Origin of the sequence: Paraburkholderia sp. GAS38, assembly GCF_050434965.1 — a bacterium.
In the GTDB taxonomy this organism is placed as follows: domain Bacteria; phylum Pseudomonadota; class Gammaproteobacteria; order Burkholderiales; family Burkholderiaceae; genus Paraburkholderia; species Paraburkholderia phenazinium_A.
Genome location: NZ_JBNDJO010000016.1, coordinates 125,293 through 151,116, shown reverse-complemented (window position 1 = coordinate 151,116; position 25,824 = coordinate 125,293). Strand labels below are relative to the sequence as shown.

Annotated in this window: 23 protein-coding genes; 6 read left to right on the top strand and 17 right to left on the bottom strand. The window is 63.3% G+C overall.

Going from position 1 to position 25,824, the window contains the following annotated elements; genetic code table 11:
- Positions 1 to 55: 55 nt before the first annotated feature.
- The 8 genes from P3T42_RS30725 to P3T42_RS30690 all read right to left on the bottom strand — a co-directional run bounded on the left by P3T42_RS30725 (position 56) and on the right by P3T42_RS30690 (position 8,064).
- Positions 56 to 799, bottom strand: coding sequence for an SDR family oxidoreductase (locus P3T42_RS30725; protein ID WP_429308163.1), 744 nt, complete (start codon positions 797 to 799; stop codon positions 56 to 58).
- A gap of 65 nt (positions 800 to 864) precedes the next feature.
- Positions 865 to 1,695, bottom strand: coding sequence for an amidohydrolase family protein (locus P3T42_RS30720; RefSeq protein ID WP_074294041.1), 831 nt, complete (start codon positions 1,693 to 1,695; stop codon positions 865 to 867).
- A 6-nt stretch (positions 1,696 to 1,701) separates the two neighbouring features.
- Entirely contained in the window at positions 1,702 to 2,742 is a 1,041-nt protein-coding gene (locus P3T42_RS30715; RefSeq protein WP_429308162.1) for an aldo/keto reductase, read from the bottom strand.
- 73 nt (positions 2,743 to 2,815) lie between these two features.
- Entirely contained in the window at positions 2,816 to 4,138 is a 1,323-nt protein-coding gene (locus P3T42_RS30710; protein WP_171991579.1) for a UxaA family hydrolase, read from the bottom strand.
- Between the two features lie 28 nt (positions 4,139 to 4,166).
- Complete coding sequence (locus P3T42_RS30705) at positions 4,167 to 4,490, bottom strand: UxaA family hydrolase (protein WP_143788239.1); 324 nt, start codon at positions 4,488 to 4,490, stop codon at positions 4,167 to 4,169.
- Positions 4,491 to 4,515: 25 nt separating this feature from the next.
- Positions 4,516 to 5,559: an ABC transporter permease gene (locus tag P3T42_RS30700; RefSeq protein WP_074294038.1), complete on the bottom strand. Its 1,044-nt coding sequence runs from the start codon at positions 5,557 to 5,559 to the stop codon at positions 4,516 to 4,518.
- The gene (locus P3T42_RS30695) at positions 5,549 to 7,111 is read right to left on the bottom strand and encodes a sugar ABC transporter ATP-binding protein (protein WP_429308161.1); all 1,563 of its coding nucleotides are present in this window, start codon (positions 7,109 to 7,111) and stop codon (positions 5,549 to 5,551) included. The genes P3T42_RS30700 and P3T42_RS30695 overlap by 11 nt, the downstream gene beginning before the upstream one ends.
- Complete coding sequence (locus P3T42_RS30690; RefSeq protein ID WP_253190105.1) at positions 7,108 to 8,064, bottom strand: sugar ABC transporter substrate-binding protein; 957 nt, start codon at positions 8,062 to 8,064, stop codon at positions 7,108 to 7,110. Before P3T42_RS30690 ends, P3T42_RS30695 begins: the two co-directional genes overlap by 4 nt.
- A 419-nt stretch (positions 8,065 to 8,483) precedes the next feature.
- Here P3T42_RS30690 and P3T42_RS30685 point away from each other — a divergent pair, with 419 nt between their 5' ends.
- The 3 genes from P3T42_RS30685 to P3T42_RS30675 all read left to right on the top strand — a co-directional run bounded on the left by P3T42_RS30685 (position 8,484) and on the right by P3T42_RS30675 (position 10,777).
- Entirely contained in the window at positions 8,484 to 9,272 is a 789-nt protein-coding gene (locus P3T42_RS30685) for an IclR family transcriptional regulator (protein ID WP_074296991.1), read from the top strand.
- Between the two features lie 207 nt (positions 9,273 to 9,479).
- On the top strand, positions 9,480 to 9,956 hold the full coding sequence (locus P3T42_RS30680) for a hypothetical protein (RefSeq protein ID WP_074294035.1): 477 nt from the start codon (positions 9,480 to 9,482) through the stop codon (positions 9,954 to 9,956).
- A 278-nt stretch (positions 9,957 to 10,234) separates the two neighbouring features.
- Positions 10,235 to 10,777, top strand: a complete 543-nt coding sequence (locus P3T42_RS30675) for a hypothetical protein (protein WP_429308160.1) — start codon at positions 10,235 to 10,237, stop codon at positions 10,775 to 10,777.
- A 75-nt stretch (positions 10,778 to 10,852) separates the two neighbouring features.
- Here P3T42_RS30675 and P3T42_RS30670 read toward each other — a convergent pair whose 3' ends face one another.
- From P3T42_RS30670 to P3T42_RS30655, 4 genes are all read right to left on the bottom strand, one after another.
- Positions 10,853 to 11,347, bottom strand: a complete 495-nt coding sequence (locus P3T42_RS30670) for a septal ring lytic transglycosylase RlpA family protein (protein WP_429308159.1) — start codon at positions 11,345 to 11,347, stop codon at positions 10,853 to 10,855.
- Positions 11,348 to 11,515: 168 nt separating this feature from the next.
- On the bottom strand, positions 11,516 to 12,208 hold the full coding sequence (locus tag P3T42_RS30665) for a murein hydrolase activator EnvC family protein (protein ID WP_429308158.1): 693 nt from the start codon (positions 12,206 to 12,208) through the stop codon (positions 11,516 to 11,518).
- A gap of 46 nt (positions 12,209 to 12,254) precedes the next feature.
- Positions 12,255 to 12,470, bottom strand: coding sequence for a hypothetical protein (locus P3T42_RS30660; RefSeq protein ID WP_074294031.1), 216 nt, complete (start codon positions 12,468 to 12,470; stop codon positions 12,255 to 12,257).
- Between the two features lie 148 nt (positions 12,471 to 12,618).
- A complete protein-coding gene (locus tag P3T42_RS30655) occupies positions 12,619 to 12,933 on the bottom strand; it encodes a hypothetical protein (RefSeq protein WP_074294030.1) in 315 nt (104 codons plus the stop codon).
- Positions 12,934 to 13,276: 343 nt separating this feature from the next.
- Between P3T42_RS30655 and P3T42_RS30650 the strand changes: the two genes are divergently transcribed.
- Positions 13,277 to 14,833: a tetratricopeptide repeat protein gene (locus tag P3T42_RS30650; protein ID WP_429308157.1), complete on the top strand. Its 1,557-nt coding sequence runs from the start codon at positions 13,277 to 13,279 to the stop codon at positions 14,831 to 14,833.
- A gap of 39 nt (positions 14,834 to 14,872) precedes the next feature.
- Here the strand turns inward: P3T42_RS30650 and P3T42_RS30645 are convergent, their stop codons facing one another.
- Positions 14,873 to 17,239, bottom strand: a complete 2,367-nt coding sequence (locus P3T42_RS30645; protein WP_429308156.1) for a GNAT family N-acetyltransferase — start codon at positions 17,237 to 17,239, stop codon at positions 14,873 to 14,875.
- A gap of 458 nt (positions 17,240 to 17,697) precedes the next feature.
- Between P3T42_RS30645 and P3T42_RS30640 the strand changes: the two genes are divergently transcribed.
- Together P3T42_RS30640 and P3T42_RS30635 are read left to right on the top strand one after the other, a co-directional pair.
- A complete protein-coding gene (locus P3T42_RS30640; RefSeq protein WP_074294027.1) occupies positions 17,698 to 18,567 on the top strand; it encodes a LysR family transcriptional regulator in 870 nt (289 codons plus the stop codon).
- Positions 18,568 to 18,735: 168 nt separating this feature from the next.
- Positions 18,736 to 19,104 (top strand): hypothetical protein, encoded by a 369-nt coding sequence (locus tag P3T42_RS30635; RefSeq protein WP_074294026.1) that lies wholly within the window; start codon positions 18,736 to 18,738, stop codon positions 19,102 to 19,104.
- Here P3T42_RS30635 and P3T42_RS30630 read toward each other — a convergent pair.
- The 4 genes from P3T42_RS30630 to P3T42_RS30615 form a co-directional block, all read right to left on the bottom strand.
- A complete protein-coding gene (locus P3T42_RS30630) occupies positions 19,085 to 19,444 on the bottom strand; it encodes a hypothetical protein (RefSeq protein WP_143788238.1) in 360 nt (119 codons plus the stop codon). The two genes, P3T42_RS30635 and P3T42_RS30630, sit on opposite strands and share 20 nt — an antisense overlap.
- A 375-nt stretch (positions 19,445 to 19,819) precedes the next feature.
- On the bottom strand, positions 19,820 to 21,421 hold the full coding sequence (locus P3T42_RS30625; RefSeq protein ID WP_074294024.1) for a peptide chain release factor 3: 1,602 nt from the start codon (positions 21,419 to 21,421) through the stop codon (positions 19,820 to 19,822).
- A gap of 327 nt (positions 21,422 to 21,748) precedes the next feature.
- Positions 21,749 to 22,777, bottom strand: a complete 1,029-nt coding sequence (locus tag P3T42_RS30620) for a fimbrial protein (RefSeq protein ID WP_074294023.1) — start codon at positions 22,775 to 22,777, stop codon at positions 21,749 to 21,751.
- A gap of 374 nt (positions 22,778 to 23,151) precedes the next feature.
- Complete coding sequence (locus tag P3T42_RS30615; RefSeq protein WP_429308155.1) at positions 23,152 to 25,812, bottom strand: fimbria/pilus outer membrane usher protein; 2,661 nt, start codon at positions 25,810 to 25,812, stop codon at positions 23,152 to 23,154.
- Positions 25,813 to 25,824 lie beyond the last annotated feature (12 nt).

Sequence of the window (25,824 nt, the reverse complement as noted above, 5' to 3'; positions counted from 1 at the left end):
TGAAAAAACAGGCGAGTCCTTGCTCGTGCACCACGCATGCACTGCGCCCTGCCGACTAGTTCGACCAGCCGCCGTCGATTACATGCGCGTGGCCGGTGGTGAACGCCGACTCGTCGGAGGCCAGATACAGCGCCAGTGCCGCGATCTCTTCGGGCTTGCCGATGCGGCCCATCGGCTGGCGGGCGACAAAGGCCGCCTGCACTGCGTCGACGGTGGCACCTTGCGCCTGAGCCTGTGCCGCGATCCGCTGTTCGAGCGACGGCGAAGCCACCGTGCCCGGGCAGATCGCGTTACAGCGTACACCACGTGTGATGAAGTCTGCAGCGACGGCCTTCGTCAAGCCGATCACAGCGGCCTTGGACGCACCGTAAACGAAGCGGTTCGGCACGCCCTTCACGCTCGATGCCGCCGACGACATATTGATGATCGACCCGCCGCCCTTCTCCAGCATGGCCGGCAAAAACGCGCGAATCGTCCGGTACATCGCTTTCGCGTTCAGATCGAACGCGAAGTCCCAATCTTCTTCCGTCGCTTCGAGAATCGAACCAGCGTGCACGTAGCCTGCGCAGTTGAACAGCACGTCGATCGCACCGATCTCGGCAGCAAGCGCGTGGATCGCAGCGCTGTCGCGCACGTCGAGCTTGCGCGCTTCGACCGGTTTGCCGGCGAGCGAATCGATGCGGATGTCGGTCGCAATCACGCGCGCGCCTTCGCGCGCGAACAACTCGGCGGTCGCGAGACCGATACCTTGTCCGGCGGCGGTAATCAGGGCCGTCTTCCCGGCCAGTCTTTGTGTCATCTACGGCTCCAGTCGAAATGGAAATGGCAGTTGCGTCATATCGGGTATTGCAATGCGCGCCCGTCTCACAGGCGATAGAACGCGACGGCATTCGCCCCGAACACCGCGTCGCGCTCCCCGTCGGACAGCCCGGCGAGCAAGGTGTTCGCCACCGAATGCCACAGCAGGTAGTCGCCGTTCAGGTTGAGCACCGGCCAGTCGCTGCCCCACATCAAACGCGCCGGGCCGAACGACTGCAGCAGATGATCGACATACGGCTGCAGCGTCGCTTCGGTCCAGCCGGGTGCGGCCTCGGTCGCGAGTCCCGAGAGCTTGCAATGTACATGCGGCAGACTCGCCAGACGTGTGATGCCGTCTGCCCAGCTTTGCCAGCCGCTGCGGCCGTCGCGGATCGGCGGCTTCGCGCCGTGATCGATCACGATACGCAGCGTCGGAAAGCGTTTGGCGAAGGTTTCGAAGGCGTCGACGTGGCGCGTGAAAATCAGCGCATCGAAAGCGAGGTCGTGCGCAATCAGCGCTTCGACGGCAGGCGTGAGGTCAGGATTGGCGATCCAGTTGTCGTCGGGGATGTCCTGCAGCATCGGGCGAATGCCCTTGAATTGCGGATGACGTGCGAGCTCGGCGATCAGAGCGGGCGCGTCGCCCAAGAGCATCGGCACCCAACCGACCACCCCCGCAATGGATGCATCGCCCTGCGCAAGTTCCAGCAGATAGCGGCTTTCCTCGACCGTGGGCGCCGCCTGCACCACCACCGTACGCTGCACATCGGCGCGCTCGCGCAGCGGTGCGAGATCGGCCGGCCCGAAGATCCGGTACATGGGCTTCAGGTCCGGCGTCAGCCAGCCGTAGTCGCCACGAGCCGGGTCCCAGTAATGCTGGTGCGCATCGATGTGCATGGTCCGTCAATCCTTCGGCACCGGCGCTCGCGGATCCAGCAGACCTTTGTCGCGCAATGCCGTCCACAACTCTGCAGGAATCGGACGCTCGAACGATGCGACGTTCTCGCGCAACTCTCCAACACTGCGCGCGCCGGTCAACACCGTTGCAACGGCCGGGTGGGCATACGGGAACTGCAACGCAGCGGCCGCCAGCGGCACATCGTGCTCGCGGCATACCGCTTCCAGTCGAGCCACGCGTTCGATCACCTCTTTGGGCGCGGCAACATAGTTGAACTTCAGGTCGCCTTGCACGCCACGCGCCAGGATCCCCGAGTTGAATGCGCCACCCAGCAGAATGCCCACGCCGCGCGCTTCGCACGCGGGCAGCAGGTCGTCGAGCGTGGCCTGCTCAAGCAGCGTATAGCGGCCTGCAAGCAGCGCGCAGTCAATGTCGAATGCGGCCATCACCTCGAGAATCGCCGCCCCTTCGTTAACCCCTAGACCGACGGCTTTCACCACGCCCGCCGAGCGCAATTCGTCGAGCGCGCGAAAACCGCCGCCGTCCGTGAGTTGCTTCCAGTAGTGCGGATTTTTCTCGCCATGCGTGACACGGCCAATATCGTGGATCAGCAGAATGTCGATCTCGACGATGCCGAGCCGCTGCTGGCTGTCCTCAAACGACCGCAGGATGCCGTCGTGCGTGTAGTCGAAGATTGCCTCGAACGGCAGGGGGTTTTGCCAGCCTTCGCTACCGTCGTAGGGCGTGGTGCGCGGCACAAAATGCCGGCCGGTTTTGGTCGACAGTCCGTATTGATCGCGCGGATAGCGGCGTAGCGCGTCGCCCAGACGGTGCTCGGCTTTCGTATGGCCGTAGTGCGGCGCCGTGTCGAAAAAGCGCACCCCTGCCTCGAAGGCGGCGGCCACCGTGGCCAGCGCTTCTTCCTCGGACAGATCGTTGTACAGACCGCCAAGCGGCGCGGTGCCCAGACCCAGTCCTGTGACTTGCAAGCCGCGCCGGCCGATCGTGCGGCGCTGGCTGACTTTTGAACGAATCGCCTCTGTCATGCCGAAGTCTCCTGTGTCGATCCCGCGCGGTCTCACGCCGCGCGTAACGGGCCATTCAACGCCATGGCGTCGATCAATGCGAAGCGACCTCAACCACCCGATGCCTCGGCGCGGCGCCCGAAGGCAGGCACGACGGCCCGACCGGTTCGAAGGTCTTATACGTAAGAATAAACTCCTGGTGCCCGAGCGTCTCCGATTTCGACGCCGCGCCCTGCGCCACCGCCAGCGTCTGATCGAACACTTCGCGGCCCACCTCTTCCAGCGTGCCGCGGCCTTCGAGAATCCGGCCGGCGTCGACATCCATATCGCCGGCGAGATTGCGATAAGTGGCCGGATTCGCGCACACCTTGATGACGGGCGAAATGGCCGAGCCGACCACCGAACCGCGTCCGGTCGTGAACAGGATCACATGCGCGCCGCACGCGATCAGCTCGCCGATTTCCGCGTTGTCGCTGATGTTCGGAAAACCGAAACGCGGTTCACCGTCAGGCACGACGTCGAGCAGATAGAGGCCGCCGGTCGGCGGCACATCGCCCGGTTTGATGATGCCGACAATCGGCGACGCCCCGCTTTTCGCATAGGCGCCAAGCGATTTTTCTTCCTGCGTGGTCAGGCCGCCGTCGGCATTGCCCACCGCAAAACTGCCGTGACCGAGAATCGAGTAATAGCGCGCTGCCTTGGCCACGCAGGCGACGATCTCGTCGCCCAGCTCGGGCCGCGCCGCACGCGTTTTCATATGAAACTCGCAGCCGACCAGCTCGCCCGTTTCTTCGAAGATGCAGGTAGCGCCGGCCTCGATCAGATGATCGAACGCGCGGCCCACCGCCGGATTCGCGGTGATGCCGCTGGTGCCGTCCGAGCCGCCGCAGATCGTGCCGATCACCAGTTCGTCGAGCCCCATCGGCACGCGCTGTTGTGCCGCCAGTTGCTTGCGCGCATCGCGTACCCAGTCCACGCCGTACTGAATCGTGCTGCGTGTGCCGCCCTTTTCCTGGATCGTCAGGACTTCGACAGGTCGGCCGGTCGCGCGCACCACGTCGACCAGGTAGTGCTTGTTCATGCTCTCGCAGCCGAGCGATACGAACAGCACCGCCCCCACATTGGGATGCGTGGTGAGCTGTTCGAGCATCTTCTCCGCGTAGCCGTTGGGATAGCACCCAGGGAAGCCGATCAGATGCACGGCCGGTTCGCGTTCTGCTGTGGGGTCGTCGAACGCGTCGAGCGGCTCGCGGAACTGCGTGACGATCTCGCGAGCGACGTGGTGCGCGCATTCGACGAGGTACGCCACCGCGACCACATTGCGGATGCCTTTACGCCCGTCGCTGCGCAAAAAGCCTTGCAGCACGGGTTGCAAGCCGGCGGTTGAGGAGATCGTTGCTTCGGAAGTGTCAGTCATGATCGTTCCAGCGCGGTATCACACCGCGTCAATGATGCACGAATTCGTGGCCCGCATCGTGGGTGTACGTGGGCAGGTAGTCGCTTTCGAGGTTGTGGGTGTGCAGATGCTCGCCGCGCGCGACGGCTTCGGTCACGTGGCCGATCACCGCGCCATAGCGCAGCACCTTGTCGTCTTTGGCCAACGCGCCGCGCGCAACCTTGTGGCCCAGATCGATCGCCTTGCTGAGCGTGACGCGCTCGCCTTCAATCTCGACTTCGGTACCGGCTTCGAGCCGCGCCGCCGCAATCAGACAGTTGTCCTGCGGACTGAGCAGGATCAGGCGGACATCGGTATGCAATGGGCTGCTCAAGATACGTCTCCGTGAACGTGTGCGTTCAATTCTGGCCTTCGCCGCTTGCGAGGCGTGCCACCATCAGCGAGCCAAGGATGATCGCGCCGTAGATGGCCTGAATCCAGAACGACGGCACCTGTGCCAGTGTTAACAGATTCTGCACCACACCGAGCAGCAACACACCGGAAAGCGCACCGAGCATGGTGCCCTTGCCGCCGTCGAGCGAAATGCCGCCGATCACCGCAGCCGCGAACACCGTGAAGATCATGCCGTTGCCCTGATTCGCGTTGATCGCACCCACATAGCCGGTGACGATCAGGCCGCCAAGCGAAGCGAGCACGCTGCCGAGCACGAACACGCCCCACGTAATACGCTCGACGCGAATCCCGGCGGCGCGCGCCGCTTCGGGATTACCGCCGATCGCATACAGCGCGCGCCCAAGCCGATGGTAGCGAAGCATAAAAGCGGCCACCGCGAATGCCACCGCCGCAAGCCACACCGACAACGGCAGCCCAAGGACAATCGTCGTAGCGAGCGTGAAGAACGACGACGGCATATCGAACAGCGTGCCGCCCTTGGTCGCGCCCACCAGCATGCCGCGCAGCACAATCAGCATGGCGAGCGTGACGATGAAGGCGTTCAGGCGTAAGCGGACCACCAGAAAGCCGTTGATAAAACCGATCACCGCGCCGACTACGAGAATCGCCAGCAAACCCGCCGCAGCGGGCCATTGCCAGCCAAAGCCCGCGGAGGCGGCCGGCATCACCAGCATCGCGCCGACCGCAGGCGCAATCCCCACCGTGGACTCGAGCGACAGATCGAACTTGCCGGTCAGCACGATCAGCGATTCGGCGAGCACCACCAGCGCGAGCGCCGCGGACGCACCGAGCACGCTGATCAGGTTCGCCTTGGTCAGAAAGCTCGGGCTGACAAATGCGCCGATCACAATCAACAGGGCAAGCGCGGGCACCAGGGCGAGGTCGCGCAGCCGCGCGAATTCGATCCGCACCCGGCCGCGCTGCGCGGCCTGCGCACCAACCTGTCCTTGGGCCGCGCCGAATGCAGGGCTTGGCACACTATTCTTCATGGAGACTGACTCCTTCAACGGATGCGATCAGGTCGTGGTCCTGCCAACCCGCGGGGAATTCGGCCGCGATGCGGCCACGGAACATGACCAGCACACGGTCACAGGTGCGCAGGTCGTCCAGTTCGCCGGAGACCACCAGCACCGCCTTGCCTTCTTCGCGCACACGGTCCACCACGGACAGCAGCGCTTCTTTCGATTTGACGTCGACGCCCGCAGTCGGGTCGATCAGGACGAGGACGTTCGGATCGGTCGCCAGCGCGCGCGCCATCACCACTTTTTGCTGGTTGCCGCCGGACAGGCCCGATACCACGTGCTCCGGCCCAGGCGCCACGATGCCGAGCGCGTCGATCATCTTGCGACCGAAGGCGTTCTTCTTTGCGGGCGGCGTGAGGCCGAACTTGCCGAGCAGACGCGTGATCGTCATGGAGGCGTTTTCCGCCACCGATTGCGTCAGCACAAGGCCTTCGTGATGGCGGTCTTTCGGCACGCAGCCGATGCCGGCTGCCAGCGCCGCGGGCACATCGCCGCGCGGCAAGGATTGGCCGGCCACGCGGATGTCGCCGCGCTTCGGCGAGCGCAGACCGGCAATCGCCTCCGCGACACTGGTGCGGCCGCTGCTCGTGGCTCCCGTCAGACCGATGACCTCGCCGCGTTTCACCGTGAACGACACGTCTTCATAGTCCGCGCCGCCCAGACCGGCGACTTCCAGCGCCACTTTCGTACCGGCGGGCAGCGGCGCGCGGGCGGCGGCGTCGGCAACGGCGAGGCCGCCGCGTTCGCCGGTCATCGCTTCGATCAACTGCTCGCGCGGCAACGCAGACACCGGCGCGCTGACGATATGCCGCGCATCGCGCAGCACCGTCACGGCCTGGCAGATCTCGTACACCTCCTGCAGATGGTGCGAGATAAACAGAAACGTCACGCCTTCACGCTGCAGCTCCGTGATGCGGCGAAACAGCCGTTTGATTTCGTCGCCGTCGAGTTGGGCAGTGGGCTCGTCGAGAATGATGAAGCGCGCGCCATACGATAGCGCTCGCGCAATCTCCACCAACTGACGCGCCTCGACGCTCAGATCGCCGGCGCGGGCATCTTCGCGCACGTCGATCTTCCAGTGGTCGAGCAATTCACGCGCATCGCGGCGCATGGCTTGCCAGTCGATCATGCCGCGCCGCTCAGGCTGACGGTTGATGAACAGATTCTCCGCGACGCTCAGATCGCGGATGATGGTCGAATGCTGATAGACGCAGGCCACGCGTTCGCGCCATGCGTCGCGGTCGGCGAGCGACGGCGCGGGCACGCCGCCGAAGCGCACTTCGCCGGTGTCGGGCTTGCGCAGGCCGGTGAGAATCGACACCAGCGTCGATTTACCGGCCCCGTTGCGCCCGACGAGTGCATGCGACTCGCCCGCCATCACGCGGATGCTCACGTCGTTCAATGCGGCGTAGGAGCCGAAGCGCTTGGTGACGTCCAAGGCTTCGACGACCGCGGCCGCGGCCCCGGCCGTTGCTGTTTCTGTTGCCGCAATGCCAGGCGTGTGCAGGGGCTCGCTCATTTGACCGTGTTGCCCCACAGGTTCTTGTCGTCGACATTCGCCTTCGTCACGAGCGGCGCAGGCAACTGATCTTCCAGCATGCCCGGCGCGATCTGGATGATCGTGCTGCCGTGATCGGTCGGACCCGGCTTGAAGGTCTGTCCGGCGAGTGCGGCCTTGATGTAGTACAGGCCGTACTTCGCGTACAGGTCAGCCGGTTGCGAGACTGTCGCGTCGATCTCGCCCTTGCGGATCGCGTCGAATTCCTGCGGAATGCCATCGTTGCTGACGATCACGACGTGTTTCGCATCGCCCACCGGAAACAGCATCTGCTTGCGGCGCAGCGTCTGCAGCGTCGGCGACAGGTAGACCCCGCCCGCTTGCATGTAGATGGCCTTCACATCCGGGTTGGCGGTCAGCAAGCTGTCGAGCGCGGTCGCGGCGACGTCGCCCTTCCAGGCAGCCGGGATCTCCAGCAGCGACAGCGCCGGATAGTGCTTCAGGCAGGCGCGGAACGCTTCCGAACGGTCACGTCCGTTCACCGATGCCAGATCGCCCATGATCTGCACCACCTTGCCGGACTTCACGTGCTCGCCGATGTACTTGCAGGCCATCTCGCCGTAGGCGTGGTTGTCGGCGCGCACCACCATGGCCACCTTGCCTTGCGTCGGCGCCACGTCCACGGCCACCACCGGGACGTTCCTGGCCGAGGCGGAATCCAGCGCACGGCTGATCGCGGCCGAATCCAGCGGCCCGACGACGATGCCCTTCGCGCCCAGGTTGAGGATGTTGTTCATATCGGTGATCTGCTGCGCAGGGTCACCGTTCGAGTTGACGGGCGCGAGGATGTCGAGACCCATCTGCTTCGCGTACACCGGCAGGTAGTTGTTGTACGACTGCCAGAACGGCGAGGTCAGCAACGGCAGACCGAGACCGATCTTGCCGGTATCGGCGGCGCGGGCGGCGCCACTCATCGCAAGGCCGGCCACACATGCGGCGGCGACCCCGACGGATAAAGCGCTCTGGATGAAACGGCGGGCCGCGTGCGGCCCTTTTGCGAACGTCATGACTTTGTCTCCTTTCGACCGGGTGGGTGCTTCAACACCTGCTCCGGTCCCATGCGTTGTTGAACTAGCTGAACCGGTTCCGAGGGGAGCCGGAACGTCGTCCTGCGCTTTCTTATGAATATTGGTGTGCGTCAATTCACCAATGAACGTATTATTCATATACGGACTTTTCTAAGTCAAGGACTGTGCACTGCACCATCCGTCCGTACTTTCCCTGGCCACGTGCGGTCCGCTACGCTCTACACTCACGCGCCGGATAACAATGGGGCCTGCACAGCCGTGCATGGGACAGCCATACGACTGCATGGGACCGGAACCTACTCATGATGGATGCGGAAGAAAGAGACGACGCCGACCGTTACCGCGCACCTGCGCTGGACAAAGGCCTCGATATCCTCGAACTGCTTGCCGAGCAGAAGGACGGGCTGACGCGCGCCGAAATCACCAAGCTGTTAGGGCGCAACGCGAGCGAGATGTACCGGATGCTCGAGCGTCTGGTTGCGCGCCAATATGTGGTGCGCTCGGCGGCGGGCGATCGTTATTCGCTGAGTCTGAAGTTGTATGCGCTGGCGCATCGCCATCCGCCGATGAACCGGCTGATCGCCGAAGCCCTGCCGCTCATGCAACGGTTTTCGGACCGCGCGGAGCAGTCGTGTCATCTGGCGGTCTACGACCGTGGCAATCTGCTGGTGATCGCCCAGGTCGACGGCCCCGGCACGTGGGGGATGGCCGTGCGGCTCGGCTCGCGGGTCGGGTTGATCGATACCGGTTCGGGCCGCGTCATGCTGGCGTTTCAGACCGCCGAGCAGCGCGCTCACATGCTCGCGGAACATACCAAGGTGAAGGGCGAGGTGACAATCGACCGCGACGCGCTCGAACAGACCTGCGAACAAATCCGCACCGCCGGCTTTTCGCAGAAAGACAGCCAGCAGATTTTCGGCGTCACGGATCTGACCTTCCCGCTGCTCGGGCCATCCGGCCAGGCGATCGCCGCGTTGACGTGCCCATACCTGCGGCGCATTGACGAATACGTCGCGCCGACTCTCGATGCGGTTACCGCGCAATTGCGGGAAACGGTCGAGGCGTTGTCGATGTTTCGCGAGGAGGCGAGCTAGTGCTCGTTGCGCGGCCGTTTTCCGCTTTGCAATAATTGACAATGTCAGGTGTGCCGCACGTCAGCCGAACACCGAGGTCCCGCGTTTTATCAGGAGTGCGCCTTGACGCGCACAAGAATCGCAGCGAGCCGGCCATTTAGCAGGCCGTATTGTCTGCGTCCCCCGATGAACGCGGCGACCCCGCGGCAGATCCACAGGATCCACACCATGAAACAGCTACTCCTCTCTATGGCCGCTGTGGCCGGGCTGCTCGCAGCGACCGCGAGCTACGCGCAGGTTCCGGCGAGCGCGCCAAGCGGATCGACAGGGCTATGCAAGGACGGCTCGTTCTACTCGGGAGCCACGAAGAAGGGCGCCTGCGCCGGCCATAAGGGTCTCAAGACCTGGTACGGCGCCTCGGCGGCCGCTGCGGCATCCGGCGCTCCCGCGACAGCCGCGACCACGGCCGCACCGGCAGCGGCTAGCAACGCCAAACCGGCACCCGCGATGGCACCGGCTGCGGCCAGCAGCGCCAAGCCGGCGCCCGGCGGCGGTCCCGGCCAGGTTTGGGTCAACACCAGCACGAAGGTCTATCACTGCCCGACCGACAAGTACTACGGCAAGACCAAGCATGGCGCGTACATGACCGAAGCGGATGCAAAAGCCAAGGGCTACCACGCCGACGCCGGCAAGGCCTGTCAGTAAGACCTGACGCACTGCCATCCTCCTGCATCCGCGCCTGATGGGCCGGATGCAGGATCAGGCTTCCACCGCCTGACGCTACAACACACGCTACATCCCCACGCCACCGCCGAGTTGCCCGCCGCACGGACGCGGCTCGCGTGCTAGCCACGTTTCTGCAGCGGGGTGAGATCACCCTGACCGTCTGCTCGCGCTCCCTCCTCCCCTGCATGGTTTAGAATGGCGACCCTCTTAAAAATGTCGCCGCGTGGGCATCCTCCTGCGCGCGCTCTCGATACCTCATGGCGAAACTTCTGACCGATTCCGAATTCCAGCGTTTTTCCGAACTCCAGCAGAAGCAGGCGAGCTTCACGATCACCCCCGAGGAAGCCGACGAACTGCGCGACATCGTGGCCCGCGCCCAGCAAAAGCGCGACGATCGCGCCGCCGCCATGCAAGCCATGGAAGCCTATATCCAGCAGTTCGACATCAGCCCGGACGAGCTGTTTTCGCCGGAGCAGATCGGCGAAGCCGCGCGCACCTACGGCCTGATTCCGGCCGCGAAGAAGGAACGTGTGCTGCCGCCGTCGTTCACCTACAACGGCAAGCCGTACCAATGGACGCGCGCTTTGCCGGACGATATCCGCGTGCCGCTGTTCGACGCGTTCAAGGCAGGGCAGTCGGTGAAGGACTTCATCGCGACCCCGAAGGACGCCACGCGCTGCGCGGCGACGATCGCGCGTCTCGAACGTGAGACGGGCGCCGTCTACGCCGATGCGTGGCTCGAAGAATTGGCCGTAACGCGCGACCAGGTGGATGAGGCGGCGGCCAAGCTGGCCGCCTGAGTCAGCGCTATCGGCAGCGTCACCGTTCGCACGGTCCGTGCGGTCCGTGCGGTGAAATAACTCCGCCAGCCCGCACTACGCGCCGGTTTTCTGCTTTGCCACGGTCTCGATCTTGACCAGCAAGGTGCCGGTGCGTGGCAGATCAAGCGCCGCCGCCGCGGCATAGGAGAGATCGATCACCCGCCCGCGCGTATAAGGTCCACGGTCGTTGATCCGCACGATCACCGAGCGCGCACTCGATACGGCGGTCACCCGTACGTACGAGCCAAGCGGCAAGGTCCGATGTGCGGCGGTCAACGCGTGCAGGTTGTAGCGCTCGCCGCTTGCGGTGCGGTGCCCCTGAGACTGGTTGCCATACCAGGACGCCATGCCGGATTGCCAGAAGCGCGACGCGGCGTCACGCTCGTCACGCGACGATGCGGTTTCGGTCTGCGGACGCGGCAACTCAGGCAGGCTCGATAGGAGCGGCGAGTGCTCCGTGCCAAACGGCGTAATCGCCGTGAGGGCTCTTGATTCTTCCTTATGCGGCGCCTCATAGTTAACCCGCCCGGTTATGCCCGGCGGCTGCATGCAACCCGCCAGTAACGCTAAGGACAACATAATTCCAAGGTTTCGGTAGAAACGAAATGCTTTCAAAACAATCTGCTTGATGAAATGAATTCGGCAGCGCCGCTCGAGCGCAAGACGATCAGGTGATGGGGCAAGCCCCCGACTACAGCCGACGCCGGACGCGAATGCCTAGCCCTGGCGTTTCGGCAGATAGATCAGCGGGTCGACCGGCTTGCCGTCCTTGCGGACTTCGAACTTGAGGGAGCCATTGCCGTTGGTTTCTGCTCCCATCTCGGCAATGCTTTGCCCTTGTTTGACGACAGCGCCTTGCCCGACCAGCAGCTTGCGAAGGCCGCCGTAAGCGGTCACGAAATGGTCGTCGTGCCTGATGACAATCAAGCGGCCGTAAGGTTTGACGCCAACGCCCGAGTACACCACCCGGCCGCCTCCGGCAGCTTTGACCGGGTCGCCCAAACGGCCACCCAGTTCGACGCCCTTGGAGCGGCCCGCGGCGAATTTGGCGGCAACGGCACCGGAAACCGGCCATTTGAAGCGGCTTGCCTCTGCCGAAGCAGGAGCGGGATTCCGCTTGACGCTGACAGCCGGATTGGGTTTAGCGCTCGCCGGAGCGCGTCCGGAAGACTTCGCAATACTGACCAAGGTATCACCGGCGTTGGCGCGGTAAAAACCTGCTTCGACAGGCAACGGCACACCATCCGCCGACGAAACGGAGGACACTTCCACCATCGGTACGGGAAACGATTGCGCCTCGGTTTCCTCGGGCGACGCCACCGGGCGATGCGTACTCACGCAACCCGTGAACGTCGTCAGCGTGGCGCAGAGCAGCAGAAGCCGCCAGCGAGTAGAAGCGTGCAGGTACATGGTCTTTTCTCGATTAGCGAAGCGCGGACGCGACCCGACGCCAGACTTAGGGCTTCATGGCCGGTGCGGAGGCGGGCACTGCCGCGGACGCATGGTGCTTGTGATGTTTGTGACGCTTGTGGTGATGCTTCGCCGTGGACGCTGCGTCGGCCGGGGCTGCGCTCTGCTCCTGCGCGGGCGCTGCGGTGGGTGCGGATGCCTGGGCAAACGCGCCGAGCGAAAACAACCCTGCGAGAGCGGCAATGGTGATCTGCTTGTTCATCGTCTATCTGTCCTGAAAAAAACCATGATTGAGTGGGCGACCGGGTAGCGGTCGTGTGTTTAACGGCTTCCCGCGCAAGCCGTTGACCCATTCGCGCTTTAATCTGGAATCCTTGACGATATTTTTCAACTCTGCACGAAAGCGCAGCTTAAGACCCAACAATCGTGATGGCCCATGCAAACAGACAACCCGCCGGCGCGCCAATCACCCGTCCCAGTACGCTTGCCTGGGTGAACTCGCCAATCCGGCTTTCGATGGCGCCCTTCAGAACGCCGTGATGACGCAACAGCGGCTCGGTGGTGCAGATGACGGTCGCGACCAGCCACGCCATTCCCTCACGCCCCACCAGGTGGTCCGGGTCAATGAGATTGGTCAATTGCAGAACGAAGATGGCGACGGCGCTCAGGAAAAACGCGAACAATAACGATTTGATAAATTGGTCGGAGACGGCGAGGTTATCCATTTGAATATCGGTCGAAACGTTTTGATGTGCTCAGCAAGGCGAACGTGCCCCATGACACTGAACGGGGCACTGGACAGGTGATGCGCCGTTCCTTGAACAGGTCGTTTGAGCCACGCGGGGCATCGCTGAATGAAGCCAAAAAATATAGCGGAAACGACCGCCGCAAACACTCGGAGGATTCTCAAAGGTGCGGCATGAGAAGCCGACGCGCGAGTCAGTCGCCTCCTGGCCAGCAGTCAGCTTTTTCGCATCGAACGCTTCGGAATAGGCCTACAGACTCGCCGCCCCAGAGCACGCATAATTGGCGCCCCATAAAACACCCATCCTCGCGTGCGCATCTCCCATGTCGACCCCATTCCGCTCGCCGTCTGACGACATTCAATCCTGGTATCGCGAGGCGGACGACGCGCGTCAGGCCGGTGATATCGCCACGGCGCAAGCCGCCGTTGAACGAATCCTCGAGCAAGATCCCGAGCGTGCCGGCGCCCTTTACTTGCGCGGACTGTTGGCGCTCGATTCGAACCAGTTCGAAGCCGCGCAAAGCTGGGTTGAACGCGCGATCGCGGTTCATCCCCATGCGGATTTCTACCTGACACTGTGCGTCGTTCAGATCAAGTTGAACGCGTATGCCGGTGCGCTGCAATCAGCAAGGGAAGGTCTTGCGCTGCAACCCGACTCGATCGCGCTGCGCTACTACGAGGCGGGCACGCTGTTCGTGCAGGGGTTCCTCGACGACGCAGCGCTCAGCTATCGCAAGTTGCTCGAACTCGATCCCGATAACGTACAGGCGCTCACCAACCTGGGCGTGGTTGTCAAGAGTCTGGGCGCTCTGGACGAGGCCGAGCGACACCTACAGCACGCCATTGCCCTTGCGCCGGACTACCTCAGCGCTCGCGCCCATCTCGCGACGGTTCTGCTGGCTACGGGGCGTTATGAAGAAGCATGGCCCCGGTTCGAAGACCGCTGGGCCAATTTTGCGAACGCCGACGGAAGCCACGCTCCAGCGGCGCGGCCGCAGATCCCGCTGCCGCAATGGAAGGGGGAACGTCCAGAGTCGGTCATTCGCTCAGCAGATACCCCCACACGCGGAACGCGTCTGCTGGTTATCCCAGAGCAAGGTCACGGCGACAGCCTGCAGTTTGTCCGCTACCTGCCTCTCGCGCTCCAGCGTTTCTCGCAGGTAGGCTACGTCTGCCCGCCCGGCTTGCGTCGCCTCTACGAAGAGTCGCTGTGTTCGCGCTGGCCGGGCCTCGTCATGCTCGATGTAGGCATGCCGCGTTTCGATGAGTGGGACTGGTACTGTCCGATGATGTCGCTACCCATGGCGTTCGGCACCCGCCTGGACAACATCCCGGCCGCGACGCCTTATCTCTTTGCCGATCCCACTCGCGCCGCCTCGTGGCGCGCAAAACTCGCCGCTTTGCCCGGCCCCGTGCTGCCCAAGGTCGGCGTGGTCTGGGCGGGCGGCCATTCAGGCATGATGGAAGACAAGATGCGTAGCCTGACGTCCGCGCAAATCGCGCCCTTGCTCGCGTTGCCGCACATCCGCTGGATCAGTTTGCAGAAGACCGATGATCCGGCGAAGCGTCCGGACGCGTTGAGCCACCTGGGTTTGACAGACTGGACGGACGAAGTCGCGGACTTCGCAGATACCGCCGCGCTGATCGAGAACCTCGACCTGGTGATCTCCGTGGATACCTCGGTGGCGCACCTGGCGGCGGCCATGGGCAAGCAGGTCTGGCTGCTCAACCGCTTCGCCGGATGCTGGCGCTGGCTGCGCAACCGGGATGACAGCCCGTGGTATCCCACCGTGCGCCTCTTTACCCAGCAGCGACGGGGCGACTGGCAAGAGGTACTGACGCGCGTATCGGCGGCGCTGCTGCAGCGATTTGCGCCGTAGTGCCGTAGTGCCGCAGTGCCATGGAATAACCCCGCCCCGCTAAGCCGCCGCTTCCGCCTCATCCAGCGCCATCCTGAACCCCACCACCGAGGGATCTTCGGTGGGCGACACCGTGAAACCACACGCTCTCGCCAGCGCGATCATGGGCCCGTTCTCACGCAGCGCTTCACCCACCAGCCAATGTGTGCCGCGCGAGCGGGCATACGCGATGATCTTCTCCATCAGCAGCGTGCCGAGGTGCCGTCCCTTCTGATCCGAGCGGATTGCCACCGCGAACTCCGCGGTCTCGTTATCGGGATCCGCCACTGCGCGCACCACGCCCAACGTCTGCGTGAAACCCTCCTCGGAAGGAACTGTCGCGATCAGCGCCATTTCCCTGTCGTAGTCGATCTGCGTCATACGCGCGAGTTGCGAATGATCGAAGCTGCCCACCGCGCCGAAAAAGCGCAGACGCAGATCGTCGGGCGTCATGGCTTCGACAAAGTCATGATGAGCGGCTTCGTCCTCCGGACGAATGGGCCGCACCGTGATACGCAGGCCGTGCCAGTCGAGCGTCTCCTCGTAGCGGCGCGGATACGGCATGATGGCGAGCCGGCTGCGTTTGGCGCCGAGCCGGATACGCGGCGCAACGACAACGGTGTGCTCGCGGAACACCCGCAGCGCGAGTTTTAAGCCGACGATCTCGCGAACATCGCACACCGCTTGCGAGAGCGCCGTAAAAGCGGCCAGCACAGGCTCAGGCGCGGCGACCCGCGCATACGGCGAACGGGTCACCATGTCGCGCGCCAGCATGGGGTTAAGCGGCGGCAAACCGAAGACCCGCAGCGGCACGGAGACGCCATCCGCCGAAGGCGTCGTGAAGCGGAACACGGGGCCGAAGTTGTCGTCGTCGTGCAGTTCCACGTCGATGTCGACGATCATGTCCTGGGTGGCCTCGCCTGGCTCGACGCGCAGCCCGAAATGCGCGAGCAAATTCGCCGCGTGCGCGTCAGTGAGCGTGTCCTCACCCGCCGCCAGGGCCGCGCGTGCTTGCGCCTGCGCAGCGTCGATCTCGGCGGGGATTTGCGCCGGCAGCCCCTCTGGCGTCTGCATCAGCAACTCGCGCCCCAGCCGGTAATCGACCAGACGGGCAAACGCTCGTGCCAGCCGCTGTGGCGTCGTATGGACTGGAATGCCCTGCGCATGCAATGCATCGCGAGTCGCCGCGTCCAGGCCGCCGAAGAAACACGCCAGCAGCCCACGATAGGCGAACCGTTGATTTGCGATCAGCGCCCGCGCGACCTCGCTCACCGGCGCGTTATGGGTCGACGCGTGGACCACAAACGCCGTGCCGGTCTCGCGATGCTGCGCGAGAACCTGCAAGGCCGTGCCGAAATGCTCGGCCTGCGCGTCGTCGCCAAGTAGCAGGGGGTTGCCTGCAACCGCGCGCGGCAACGCCTGGGTGACCGCCTCCGTGGTCTCAGCGGGCCACTGCGCCAGCGTGTCGCCCGCGGCAGCGAAGGCGTCACACGCCACCGTCGCGATCCCACGGTCGCTGGTGATCAACGTCGCTGTTGCCCCGGCCGCGACGCGGCCCACGCCGAGGGTTTCGATTTCGTCGAGCAGGTCGTCGAGCGAATCGACGCGCACCATGCCCGCGCGGCGGAAGGCCGCCGTGTAGAGACCGTCGGAGGGATCGGCGCGGCCCGAGCGCAAAGCGAGGACCGGTTTGTTGCGCGCCGCCGCCCGCGCCGCCGACATGAACTTGCGAGCCGCGCGCACCGTATCGAGTTCGAGCAGGATGGCGCGCGTGCCGGGGTCGCTTGCCAGATAGTCGAGCACGTCGCCCGCATCCACATCCGCCTCGCCACCGAGCGCCACCACGTGCGAAAAGCCCAGACCACGCGCATACGCCCAGCCCAGCACGGCATTCGTCAGGGCATTCGACTGCGACACCCACGCCACTCCGCCCGCCTTTACCAGGCACGACGGCGCGCCCAGATGCGCCCGCAGCGCCGGCGACACCACGCCGAGACTGCCCGGCCCCACGATACGCAGCAGATTCGGCCGCGCCGCCGAGAGCGTGTGCCGAAGCGCGACACGGTCTTCGTCGCTGTGCACTTCCCCGACGATGATGGCGGCCCGCGTGCCCAGACCGCCGAGTGTGTGGACGATGCCCGGCCAGGTCGCAGGGGGCGTGCAGAGCAGCGCCACCGTGGGGGCCTCGGGGAGGTCACCGACGTCCGCGACAACCGCGTGCCCGTCCAGCGAGTCGTATTTCGGGTTCACGGGCCAGAGCGGCCCGTCGAAACCGCCGCCCAGCAGACTCGCCCACACCAGCGCGCCCGTGCTGCGCGGCCGTCGCGAAGCGCCGATCACAGCAACGGATTTCGGTCGAAACAGGGCATCGAGATTGCGAACGGTCACGGGGCACTCCGCGAGTCGAAAGGGGGCGCGTTTGGGACGAACGCGCGTTCCCCTCAGGATAGGCGATGTCGGCTGGTTGCGCGGCGGTCCAGGCCAACGAGTCAGCAAAACCGGGTGCTAAGGCCCGCTGTCTTGACTTGTTCGCCGGCAAGCGCCTTTTGTTGCTGGCACCCGCTCAAGACGCGGTCCGAAATGCGACAATCCGCGCCATGACGCGTGTTGAAGACGACGCGCGGTGACGCGGCATCGGTCGAGCCCCAAAGGCAGTAAGATGCGGCGAGGCGGCGGGCGGCCCTTCTGACGGGCCAGCACAGCCGCCTACAGCAGCACGATTGCCGCATGGCACTCTGGAGACGAGGCGCCCCGGCAATCGCAAAACGATGACAACCATTGCGGACGGCAGGACCGCGCCAGCCCGGCGCGCCCCCGGACGACCAGAAAAGACAGAAGGTGAAGTTATGCGGCGCTTGCCATCGCTGATTGCGTTGCGCTTCTTCGAAGAGACCGCTCGTCATTTGAGCTTCAACCGCGCGGCAAGTGCGCTGTGCGTGACGCAGGGCGCCGTGAGCCGGCAGATCAAGATCCTGGAGGAGTCGCTCGGCGCGAAACTCTTCGAGCGCGATCACAAGGGTATCCGGCTGACGGCGGCGGGGTTGCAATTGCTGCCGTGCGTGTCGGAGGCATTCGATACGATCGAGCGCGGCACGCGCCAGGTCACCACCGCCAAAGGGCGGCGGCGCCTTGTGCTGTCCGTGCCACCTACTTTCGCTACGCAATGGTTCTCGCCGCGGCTAGGCTCGCTGGCGGTGGAACTGCCTGATGTCGAATTGTCCATCCGCACCGAACCGACTGAGGATTGCCACTGCAACATCCGTTTCGGCCGCGAAGCGCTGCCCGATGCGCATTCCGAATTGCTGATGATCGAGCGGCATACGCTGGTGGGTGCACCGCATCTTCTCGGGCGGCCGCTGGAGACGCTGCTCGAGCGCATGCCCGCACTCCACGTGCTGCATAACGAGACGCGGCTCGATCTGTGGCCAAACTGGCTCGCCACGGCAGGCATGCCGGCGCATTACGCGGAAAACGGCATTGAGTTCTCGAATCTGGAGCAGGCGATTCATGCGGCGCGTAAGGGCGCGGGATTGGCGGTGGTCGATCGGAACATGATCGTCGAGGAACTCGCGGATGGCAGCCTGGCGCGGATCTCAGAGATTGAAGTCAGCGGACCGTACGGCTACTGGCTCGACGTGGCGCAACGCCACGGGGCGCTTGAGCATGTGCAGGCGTTTGCCAGCTGGATGCGGGAAGAGGTTTTGAAGATGGGGTGAGGGAGCCACATTGATAGCCTGTGGAGCCGATGTGGCAATTGAGCGATGCGTAAAAGGCCGCAACCACTCGATGCTCTATACTTTCGCTGCCAGTGAGATACCGGTAGTGGGTCTGGCAGTCTCATTCATCCTCGGGACTCGCAGAACCCTGCCTAAGGAAGCCGAATCATGACCCAACAAAAGCCTCATAGTCCAGCCGCGGTGGAAGTCCCCGTCAGCGATCAACTGATCGACGGCATTCTCGAGAAAGCGGTGCAGGTGGCACAGCGAAATGTCGAGCGGTTTGCCAAGCTCGCCACACTTGCGCGGGCCATTGAGCAATGCAATTCGTCTCCGGCCACGCGTGCGAAACTGCTCTTCACGTTCGACGAAATTGCCAGCAATGCTGAGTCAGATGCGAAACTCGACGCAGAGTTGTTCGAAGGCTTGCGAAACGGGCAAGTCTTGAAACAGGAATTACGTCGCGAGCACGGGCAACGCGCTGAGTCGTTTCCTGATGTATCGATTGCCGCGCTACCTACGACGACAAAGCACTGACCCGTTTGGCCGATGCGGTCTTGCTCGATATGGCCGCGCGCGCACGTTTGCCAGGCTTGCCCGCAGGCTCGTCTTCCGGTACGGAAGCGAGCGTGGCCGCGAACATATTCGCATCGCCTCGCGCGTGGCCCGCGTACTCATCACTCAGACGAGCCATGACAGCGGCAACCTTGCGGTGATCAGCCGTTCCGGCCGGGTCTGTTTCAACCGCCTTCGTCAACAGTCTCGCCAACGCGCGCAAATCGGCAAACTGATCCGCACAGCGCTTGCTGGCTTCTACGGCGGTGCGTCCGATGCGCATGACCTGGGGATGCACGGAGGAAATAATAGGTTCGTTCATGGCGCGACTCCCAACTGGTACTCGAAATCGCCCGACACTCGATAACAGATGGGTGAGCGGGCACGTAACGAGGTTGGAAGACCGGGACAGTAGCAAACCGGCGAGCCTCGCGGCTCCCTCGCCACGGCCCGCCCATTGAAAATACGCGCGCAGAGGCAGACACACGAATCTGCTTGCGCAGACGGTGTGGTTACTGTCATCAGGCTTCCAAACCCGACCGTCGCTGTTTCGACGGTAGTCCTAATTATAAAGAACGGATCGTGCTTCGGGTAGTCCGTGTGAGCGGACTATGCCAATCGGTCTACCAGTAACGATAACGGCCCATATAAGGGCCGTTAACTTTCTTTCTCCAACGCGTCACAGCAACGGTGCCGTCTACATTGCCTTCTTGAACGGCGCGCCCGAATGTTCGCGCAATTCATTGAACACGATCCTAGGCCACGCCTTCTGCGCGACTTCAATTTCGGAAACGTGCGAGGCCAGATAAGTCGGCGCATTCGACGCATCGAACGCGATCCGCGCCGAATACGCGTCAGTGAAGCGACGCAATTCAGCCGCGTCGTCGCAGGTCACCCAGCGCGACATCCGATAGCGCGCCGGCGCCATCCGCACGTCCACCTTGTACTCGGTGGACAGCCGGTGCGACACCACTTCGAACTGCAGTTGCCCCACGGCGCCGAGAATCATCAGGCCACCGACCACCGGCCGAAACACCTGAATCGCACCTTCTTCGCCGAGTTGCTTGAGCGCTTCGCCAAGCTGCTTGGCGCGCATCGGGTCCACGACTTCGACCGTCTGAAAAATTTCCGGCGCAAAGAACGGCAAGCCCACAAACTGCAGCGTCTCGCCTTCGGTCAGCGTATCGCCAAGGCTCAACGTGCCGTGATTCGGAATACCGATGATATCGCCCGGATACGCCTCGCTCACCGTCTCGCGGCGTTGCGACAGGAACGTCACGACGTTATTGGCGCGGAACGTCTTGTTCGAGCGCGTCACCTTCAACGCCATACCGCGCTCGAAATGCCCCGAGCACACGCGAATGAACGCCACGCGGTCGCGGTGCGCCAGATCCATGTTGGCCTGCACCTTGAACACCACGCCCGTGAACTTCGGTTCATCCGGCTCCACGGACCGCTGGACCGCCATACGCGCCGATGGCGGCGGCGCCAGATCGACCAGCGCGTCGAGAATTTCCTTCACACCGAAGTTGTTGATGGCCGAGCCGAACAGCACCGGCGATTGCTGACCGGCGAGGAATTGCTCGCGGTCGAAATCAGGCGACGCGCCGGTGATCAGATCGATCTCTTCTTTCGCCTTGACCCAGCTATGGCCGAAGCGGCGTTCGCCTTCCTCGTCGCTGAGCGCATGCAGCGTTTCGACCTCGCCGCCCGCTTTATCCTGCCCGGCGCGGAACAGGCGGACCTGGTCGCGCTGGAGGTCGTAGACACCCTGGAATTCCTTGCCCATGCCGATCGGCCAGGTGAACGGCACCGCCGCCACACCCAGATGCTGTTCGATCTCGTCGAGCAGTTCGAGCGGCTCGCGCACTTCGCGGTCGAGCTTGTTGATGAAGGTGACGATCGGCGTCTTGCGGCTGCGGCAGACCTCGAGCAGTTTCAGCGTCTGCGCTTCGACGCCGTTGGCGCCGTCGATCACCATCACGGCGGCGTCGACCGCCGTCAGCACACGATAGGTGTCTTCGGAGAAGTCTTCGTGGCCCGGCGTGTCGAGCAGATTGATGACGGCGTCGCCGTACTCGAACTGCATCACCGAGCTGGCTACCGAAATGCCCCGTTGCTTTTCGATCTCCATCCAGTCCGAGGTCGCGTAGCGATTGCTCTTGCGGCCCTTCACGGTACCGGCGATCTGGATCGCGCCCGAGAACAGCAGCAGCTTTTCAGTGAGCGTGGTCTTGCCCGCGTCCGGGTGGGAAATGACCGCGAACGTGCGGCGGCGTTTGAGTTCGGAGACTGACATCGATCGGGCGGTCACGGATAAAGGTTCGGGCGGTCTTCAGGAGCTTGTGGCTCCTGCTCCCGTCACGTCTGGCGCGGCGGGCGGCGGCGAGCTGCAGAGGTCAGGTCCGGAAACCCGCCTGGCAAAGCAAACGCGCCGCTTCGCAAGCCGGTTGCGAACGAACGTTTTCAAAAAACGGGATTGGCCGGCGCAGAACAGCGCAGGGAACGAATGATACACGTCATGGGGACGGACGGAGGGAAATGGGGTTTGGGGGGCAGATACAGCGGGGACTTTAACGTCGCCCGCCAACGCACCAAAACCCAGAAGCCGACCGCCCCGACCGTATCACTGATACGACATCGTGAACGTGGCCAGACCATTCACTGTTCCGGCACTCAACTTGCCTTCCGTCCGGACGTACCGCGCGGTAAGCGGAATATTCATTGGGCCGCCCGCTGCCGTGCCCACCAACCATTGATTTGTGCTGCCCTGCGCCGACGAGTCAGGCCCGTAAGCAATCGGTCCCGACTTATTGAGGATCTGCAAACCGACGCCGGTCGCAGTCGAACCTGGCGCCAGATTCAGGGTCGTCGATCGATTGGAGATATCCACCGCATCAGTTAGTGTCATGCTTACCAGTGTGCCAGCGGAACAGTAAATCCCCAGGTTCAATGGCGTGCTGCCAGCAGTCGCACCTATGCTCGTCAAAGCCGTCACCGAAATCGCCGGCATGGGCACTTGAACCGCGGTCGTCGTCACGTTACACGTCGGTCCGTTGATCGCTGTGCCAACCGTGACGTTCTGGGTTTGCACCACGGTATCAACGCAACTTCCCGAAAATGTCACGGTCATGCTAGGGATTGTGACGAGCACGCCAGCGCCGACCGGGCCTGTAACCACCAGACGGGCTAGGGTGTAATGGGCACTACCACCCGCTGGAGACGACAGCGTCTGGGTAAGCGGCGCTGTCGACCATGAACCGTTCCATCCGCTGGTGATCATCCATTGCACTCCGATGCCGGGCACATTCGTCTGGTAGACATTCGGACTCCCGGGAACCAGTGTACCGTTCACCGTAACGGCTTTTTGAACCATACAATTCGCGCCTGTGGCACTTATCCCCACAACCTGTGACACATCCGCTACCAACGAATTAACCGTCGCATTCGACGCCACGGAGACCGTTGACGGAAAAACCAGGTCTGGAAGGACTGCCGCGCCGGTACCCAAGTGCACGTTGCCGGCTAGCGCCCCCATCGACGCGAACATCAACGCGAGGGCGCCAAGCGCCCGTGCCTTGCGCATGGCAAAGCCGATCGCAAGTTCTGCAATGTGCAACAACACCAGGTTAGAAACTTCTATCTCGTCGTTCATCTCGATTTTTCCCACTATCAGTTTGCGTTGTGAGTGGCCAATGGGGCGTTCGGCCGAATTCCGTCAGCCGACACGTCAGGCATATAACAGAGAAACTGGAATGCGTCGGGCGCAATTGTTTTTACCGTCGAACCCACAGTGGCATTTACGGGGACCGAAATCGTACCCGCGTTCAGTACCATGTTTAGTGGACCGGGGTCACAGCTTAGGTTTGCGTGCGCAGAGAAAGAAAGCGGCCCCACGAACAACACGAATGCCAGGCGCGCAATGAAACGCATCAGCGAAGAGCCCGATTGGCCCTTGCAAATCGGGTCAATGTTTTGGCCTTGACCAGTCAACTCACAGCGGAATATCCGATTCAACATCATGTCCACCTATTTAATTGAAGCTACATGTTCGCCGCCCACGCAATGCCCTTCAAACAATTGATAAGCCGCCGTGGCCTTCCCGTTCTGCTTCGGCAACACATAATCAATCCGGCACTGCTCAGATCCAGCCTCACCCCACTTCACAAACAGCGAGCCCTTATCTTCAAGCCCGCGCGCAAAGATCCGGCTGTCCTGCGCGACCACGCCCACCGTGCGCCCGTTCGCGTCCACCACATCCACGCCAAACGGCAGCGCGTTATCACCAAGCTGCGGCGCACGAATCAACGCTGCACGACCGCTGACTGTCTTGTACTTCAGCATCACCACCGAACCCAGCCGCGGCGCAGCCTGCTCTGAAGTCGATTCAAACTCGACGTCCGTAGAAGTCCCCTTCGGATCGATATCCACGGTGTTCATGCCATAAGGTGTCAAATACGGCACTACCGCGTAACCATGGCTATTCACCTTCACGCCTGGCGAGCTCGACACGCTCGCCCCTTCCGCGCCCTGCGCATCGACGACGCCGAACGTATCGCCCACCGTCTGCGAGAACGTCACACCGCCCGGATGCGCGACCACGGACCCGCTAATGCCAGCCGACACCTGGTTCGAACCGGAACCCGCGCTGGCCGACGCCGTCATCTGCGCATATGGCGCGCGATACACGCCGCTCACACCCGCGTTCGAAGCACTACCCGTGCTGGCGGCGTTATAAGTGCCGTAAGCGTTGTACGAGTACTGGTTGCTATCGCCCAGCGATCCGCTCAGGTTGGCTTGCATATTCGCAGCGCCGGCGGTGCTGGACAGATTGGTCGACAGCAAAGGTGCATGCTGGTTGTGGCCGAGCGGAATCGTCGCGCTAACCATGAACTGGTCCGACATATCGCCGTCCGAGTTGCGCGTGCGCCCCGCTGTGACGCTGTAGGTGCCGAACTTGAAACTGTTGGTGTAGCCGGCCTGGTAGAACGTGTCGCTGCCACTACGGTTCCAGTACTGTTGCGACGATGCGCTCAGGAACACCGTGCCGTGATCCTTGAAGTTCTGATTCACCGTCAGTTGCAGCCGGTTACGCTGGCGATACACCGAGTTGATGTCGCCGGCATGCATCGCCTCGTCGCGCACAGATGCCGCGTCGGACAGACTCAGGAAACCGGCGGTCGAGTAACGGTAAGCGGCTACCGAGATGTTGGTATCGGTCGGGTCGATGAACTTGCTATAGCCAATGCGCAAGCTGGTGCCGCGCATCGACTCCTGCCCGGGTACTTGCGTCTGTGCGCCGGTCACGTCGGCGGAAAATGCGCCGTACTTCGTGTTGAGCGCAGCGCCGATATCCGCCGCCACATAGCCGTTCGCCGCCACGCCGCCGCCGTAAGCCGTCACCGTGTTGGTGAGGCCGCGTTGCAGCGTGAACTGCGCGAAGGCCGGTTTCGTTTGGAGGGAATCGTCGCGCAACTGCCCCGCCGTCACCGAAAAACGCGTGGTACCGGGGCGCAGCGATTGTGCGACCGAAGCGTAGGGCACCGTAAAGTTTTCGGTGCGGCCGTCGGCTTCGGTCACCGTCACGTCGAGGTTGCCGCCGTATCCCGTGGCATACAGGTCCTTGATTTCGAACGGGCCTGGAGACACGTTCGTTTCATAGATCACCTGACCGTTTTGCCGGATCGTCACCCGCGCGTTCGATTGCGCAGTGCCCCGCACAACCGGCGCGTAACCGCGTAGCGATTCGGGCAGCATGCGGTCGTCGGTGGCGATCTGCACACCACGGAACGCCACGCTGTCGAACACGTCGCCCGTGGTGTTGGCGTCACCCAGGGTCACCTGCGACTTGAGCTTGGTCACATCGTGCTGGACGTAGGTCGCGATGTTGTCAAATTGCGTCTCTTGCCCGGACGTCGAGGTGATCGACGATTGATGGCGGAAATGCCATCCGCCGATGTTCACGCCCGCGTTGAGACCCAGATAGCTCTGCGTCGAATTGATGCCCGCGCTGTCGGTGTGATAGGTATTCGCGTCATAGCTCACGAAGCCCGCGTTCACGCCCTGTTCCCACATCTCCGGCGGCACATAGCCGCGCGCCGCGTTGCGCATGTACTTCTGCGGCACCGTCAGCGTCAGCTTCTGCTCCGAGAAGTCGAAGTCGATGCTCGCGTCCGGTACGGTGGCAGCCAGGTCGATACACTCGCCCGCATCGGCGGCGCCAGAGGCAGGGTTGCCATTCGCCTTCGCGTCCGCCACGTCTGCGGCCGCGTCCTTGCCTGCATCTCCACCCACCTTGGCGAAATCCACACCGAGTGTCTCCAGCATCTTGCGGCTGAAACACGGGCGCGCGGTTTCGCCTTCGCGCGCTGCCACGAAACGCACATCCTGCCGCGCCACGCGGATGTCGTTCACCCAGACGTCGACCGAGTACACGCCCGGCGAAACCATGTTGCCGCGTGCGAAACGCGCGACGTCCACGGTCTGGTTCGGGTCGGTACGGAGAAACGTCGAATCGAACGACACGGCGGCGTTGCCGCTACCGCTTTCGGATGCAATCACGCTCGCCGACTGGACGCCGCCCATCACCGCGAAAACGGTCAGGACAACTGCCGTTACCGGATTCAGGCCGAACGGACCAGACACCGCACTGGTGCGAGCATGCGAAGGATGACGAGGTGAGAGTTTCATGATCTGACTGGC

Excerpts from the sequence above, each read along its gene's own strand:
- P3T42_RS30620 (WP_074294023.1), bottom strand. The coding sequence starts at position 22,777 with ATGAACGACGAGATAGAAGTTTCTAACCTGGTGTTGTTGCACATTGCA.
- P3T42_RS30660 (WP_074294031.1), bottom strand. The coding sequence starts at position 12,470 with ATGAACAAGCAGATCACCATTGCCGCTCTCGCAGGGTTGTTTTCGCTC.
- P3T42_RS30715 (WP_429308162.1), bottom strand. The coding sequence starts at position 2,742 with ATGACAGAGGCGATTCGTTCAAAAGTCAGCCAGCGCCGCACGATCGGC.
- P3T42_RS30655 (WP_074294030.1), bottom strand. The coding sequence starts at position 12,933 with ATGGATAACCTCGCCGTCTCCGACCAATTTATCAAATCGTTATTGTTC.
- P3T42_RS30640 (WP_074294027.1), top strand. The coding sequence starts at position 17,698 with ATGCGGCGCTTGCCATCGCTGATTGCGTTGCGCTTCTTCGAAGAGACC.
- P3T42_RS30665 (WP_429308158.1), bottom strand. The coding sequence starts at position 12,208 with ATGTACCTGCACGCTTCTACTCGCTGGCGGCTTCTGCTGCTCTGCGCC.
- P3T42_RS30615 (WP_429308155.1), bottom strand. The coding sequence starts at position 25,812 with ATGAAACTCTCACCTCGTCATCCTTCGCATGCTCGCACCAGTGCGGTG.
- P3T42_RS30635 (WP_074294026.1), top strand. The coding sequence starts at position 18,736 with ATGACCCAACAAAAGCCTCATAGTCCAGCCGCGGTGGAAGTCCCCGTC.
- P3T42_RS30670 (WP_429308159.1), bottom strand. The coding sequence starts at position 11,347 with ATGCAGCCGCCGGGCATAACCGGGCGGGTTAACTATGAGGCGCCGCAT.
- P3T42_RS30630 (WP_143788238.1), bottom strand. The coding sequence starts at position 19,444 with ATGAACGAACCTATTATTTCCTCCGTGCATCCCCAGGTCATGCGCATC.
- P3T42_RS30675 (WP_429308160.1), top strand. The coding sequence starts at position 10,235 with ATGGCGAAACTTCTGACCGATTCCGAATTCCAGCGTTTTTCCGAACTC.
- P3T42_RS30695 (WP_429308161.1), bottom strand. The coding sequence starts at position 7,111 with ATGAGCGAGCCCCTGCACACGCCTGGCATTGCGGCAACAGAAACAGCA.
- P3T42_RS30725 (WP_429308163.1), bottom strand. The coding sequence starts at position 799 with ATGACACAAAGACTGGCCGGGAAGACGGCCCTGATTACCGCCGCCGGA.
- P3T42_RS30710 (WP_171991579.1), bottom strand. The coding sequence starts at position 4,138 with ATGACTGACACTTCCGAAGCAACGATCTCCTCAACCGCCGGCTTGCAA.
- P3T42_RS30625 (WP_074294024.1), bottom strand. The coding sequence starts at position 21,421 with ATGTCAGTCTCCGAACTCAAACGCCGCCGCACGTTCGCGGTCATTTCC.
- P3T42_RS30690 (WP_253190105.1), bottom strand. The coding sequence starts at position 8,064 with ATGAGTGGCGCCGCCCGCGCCGCCGATACCGGCAAGATCGGTCTCGGT.
- P3T42_RS30720 (WP_074294041.1), bottom strand. The coding sequence starts at position 1,695 with ATGCACATCGATGCGCACCAGCATTACTGGGACCCGGCTCGTGGCGAC.
- P3T42_RS30685 (WP_074296991.1), top strand. The coding sequence starts at position 8,484 with ATGGATGCGGAAGAAAGAGACGACGCCGACCGTTACCGCGCACCTGCG.
- P3T42_RS30650 (WP_429308157.1), top strand. The coding sequence starts at position 13,277 with ATGTCGACCCCATTCCGCTCGCCGTCTGACGACATTCAATCCTGGTAT.
- P3T42_RS30680 (WP_074294035.1), top strand. The coding sequence starts at position 9,480 with ATGAAACAGCTACTCCTCTCTATGGCCGCTGTGGCCGGGCTGCTCGCA.
- P3T42_RS30700 (WP_074294038.1), bottom strand. The coding sequence starts at position 5,559 with ATGAAGAATAGTGTGCCAAGCCCTGCATTCGGCGCGGCCCAAGGACAG.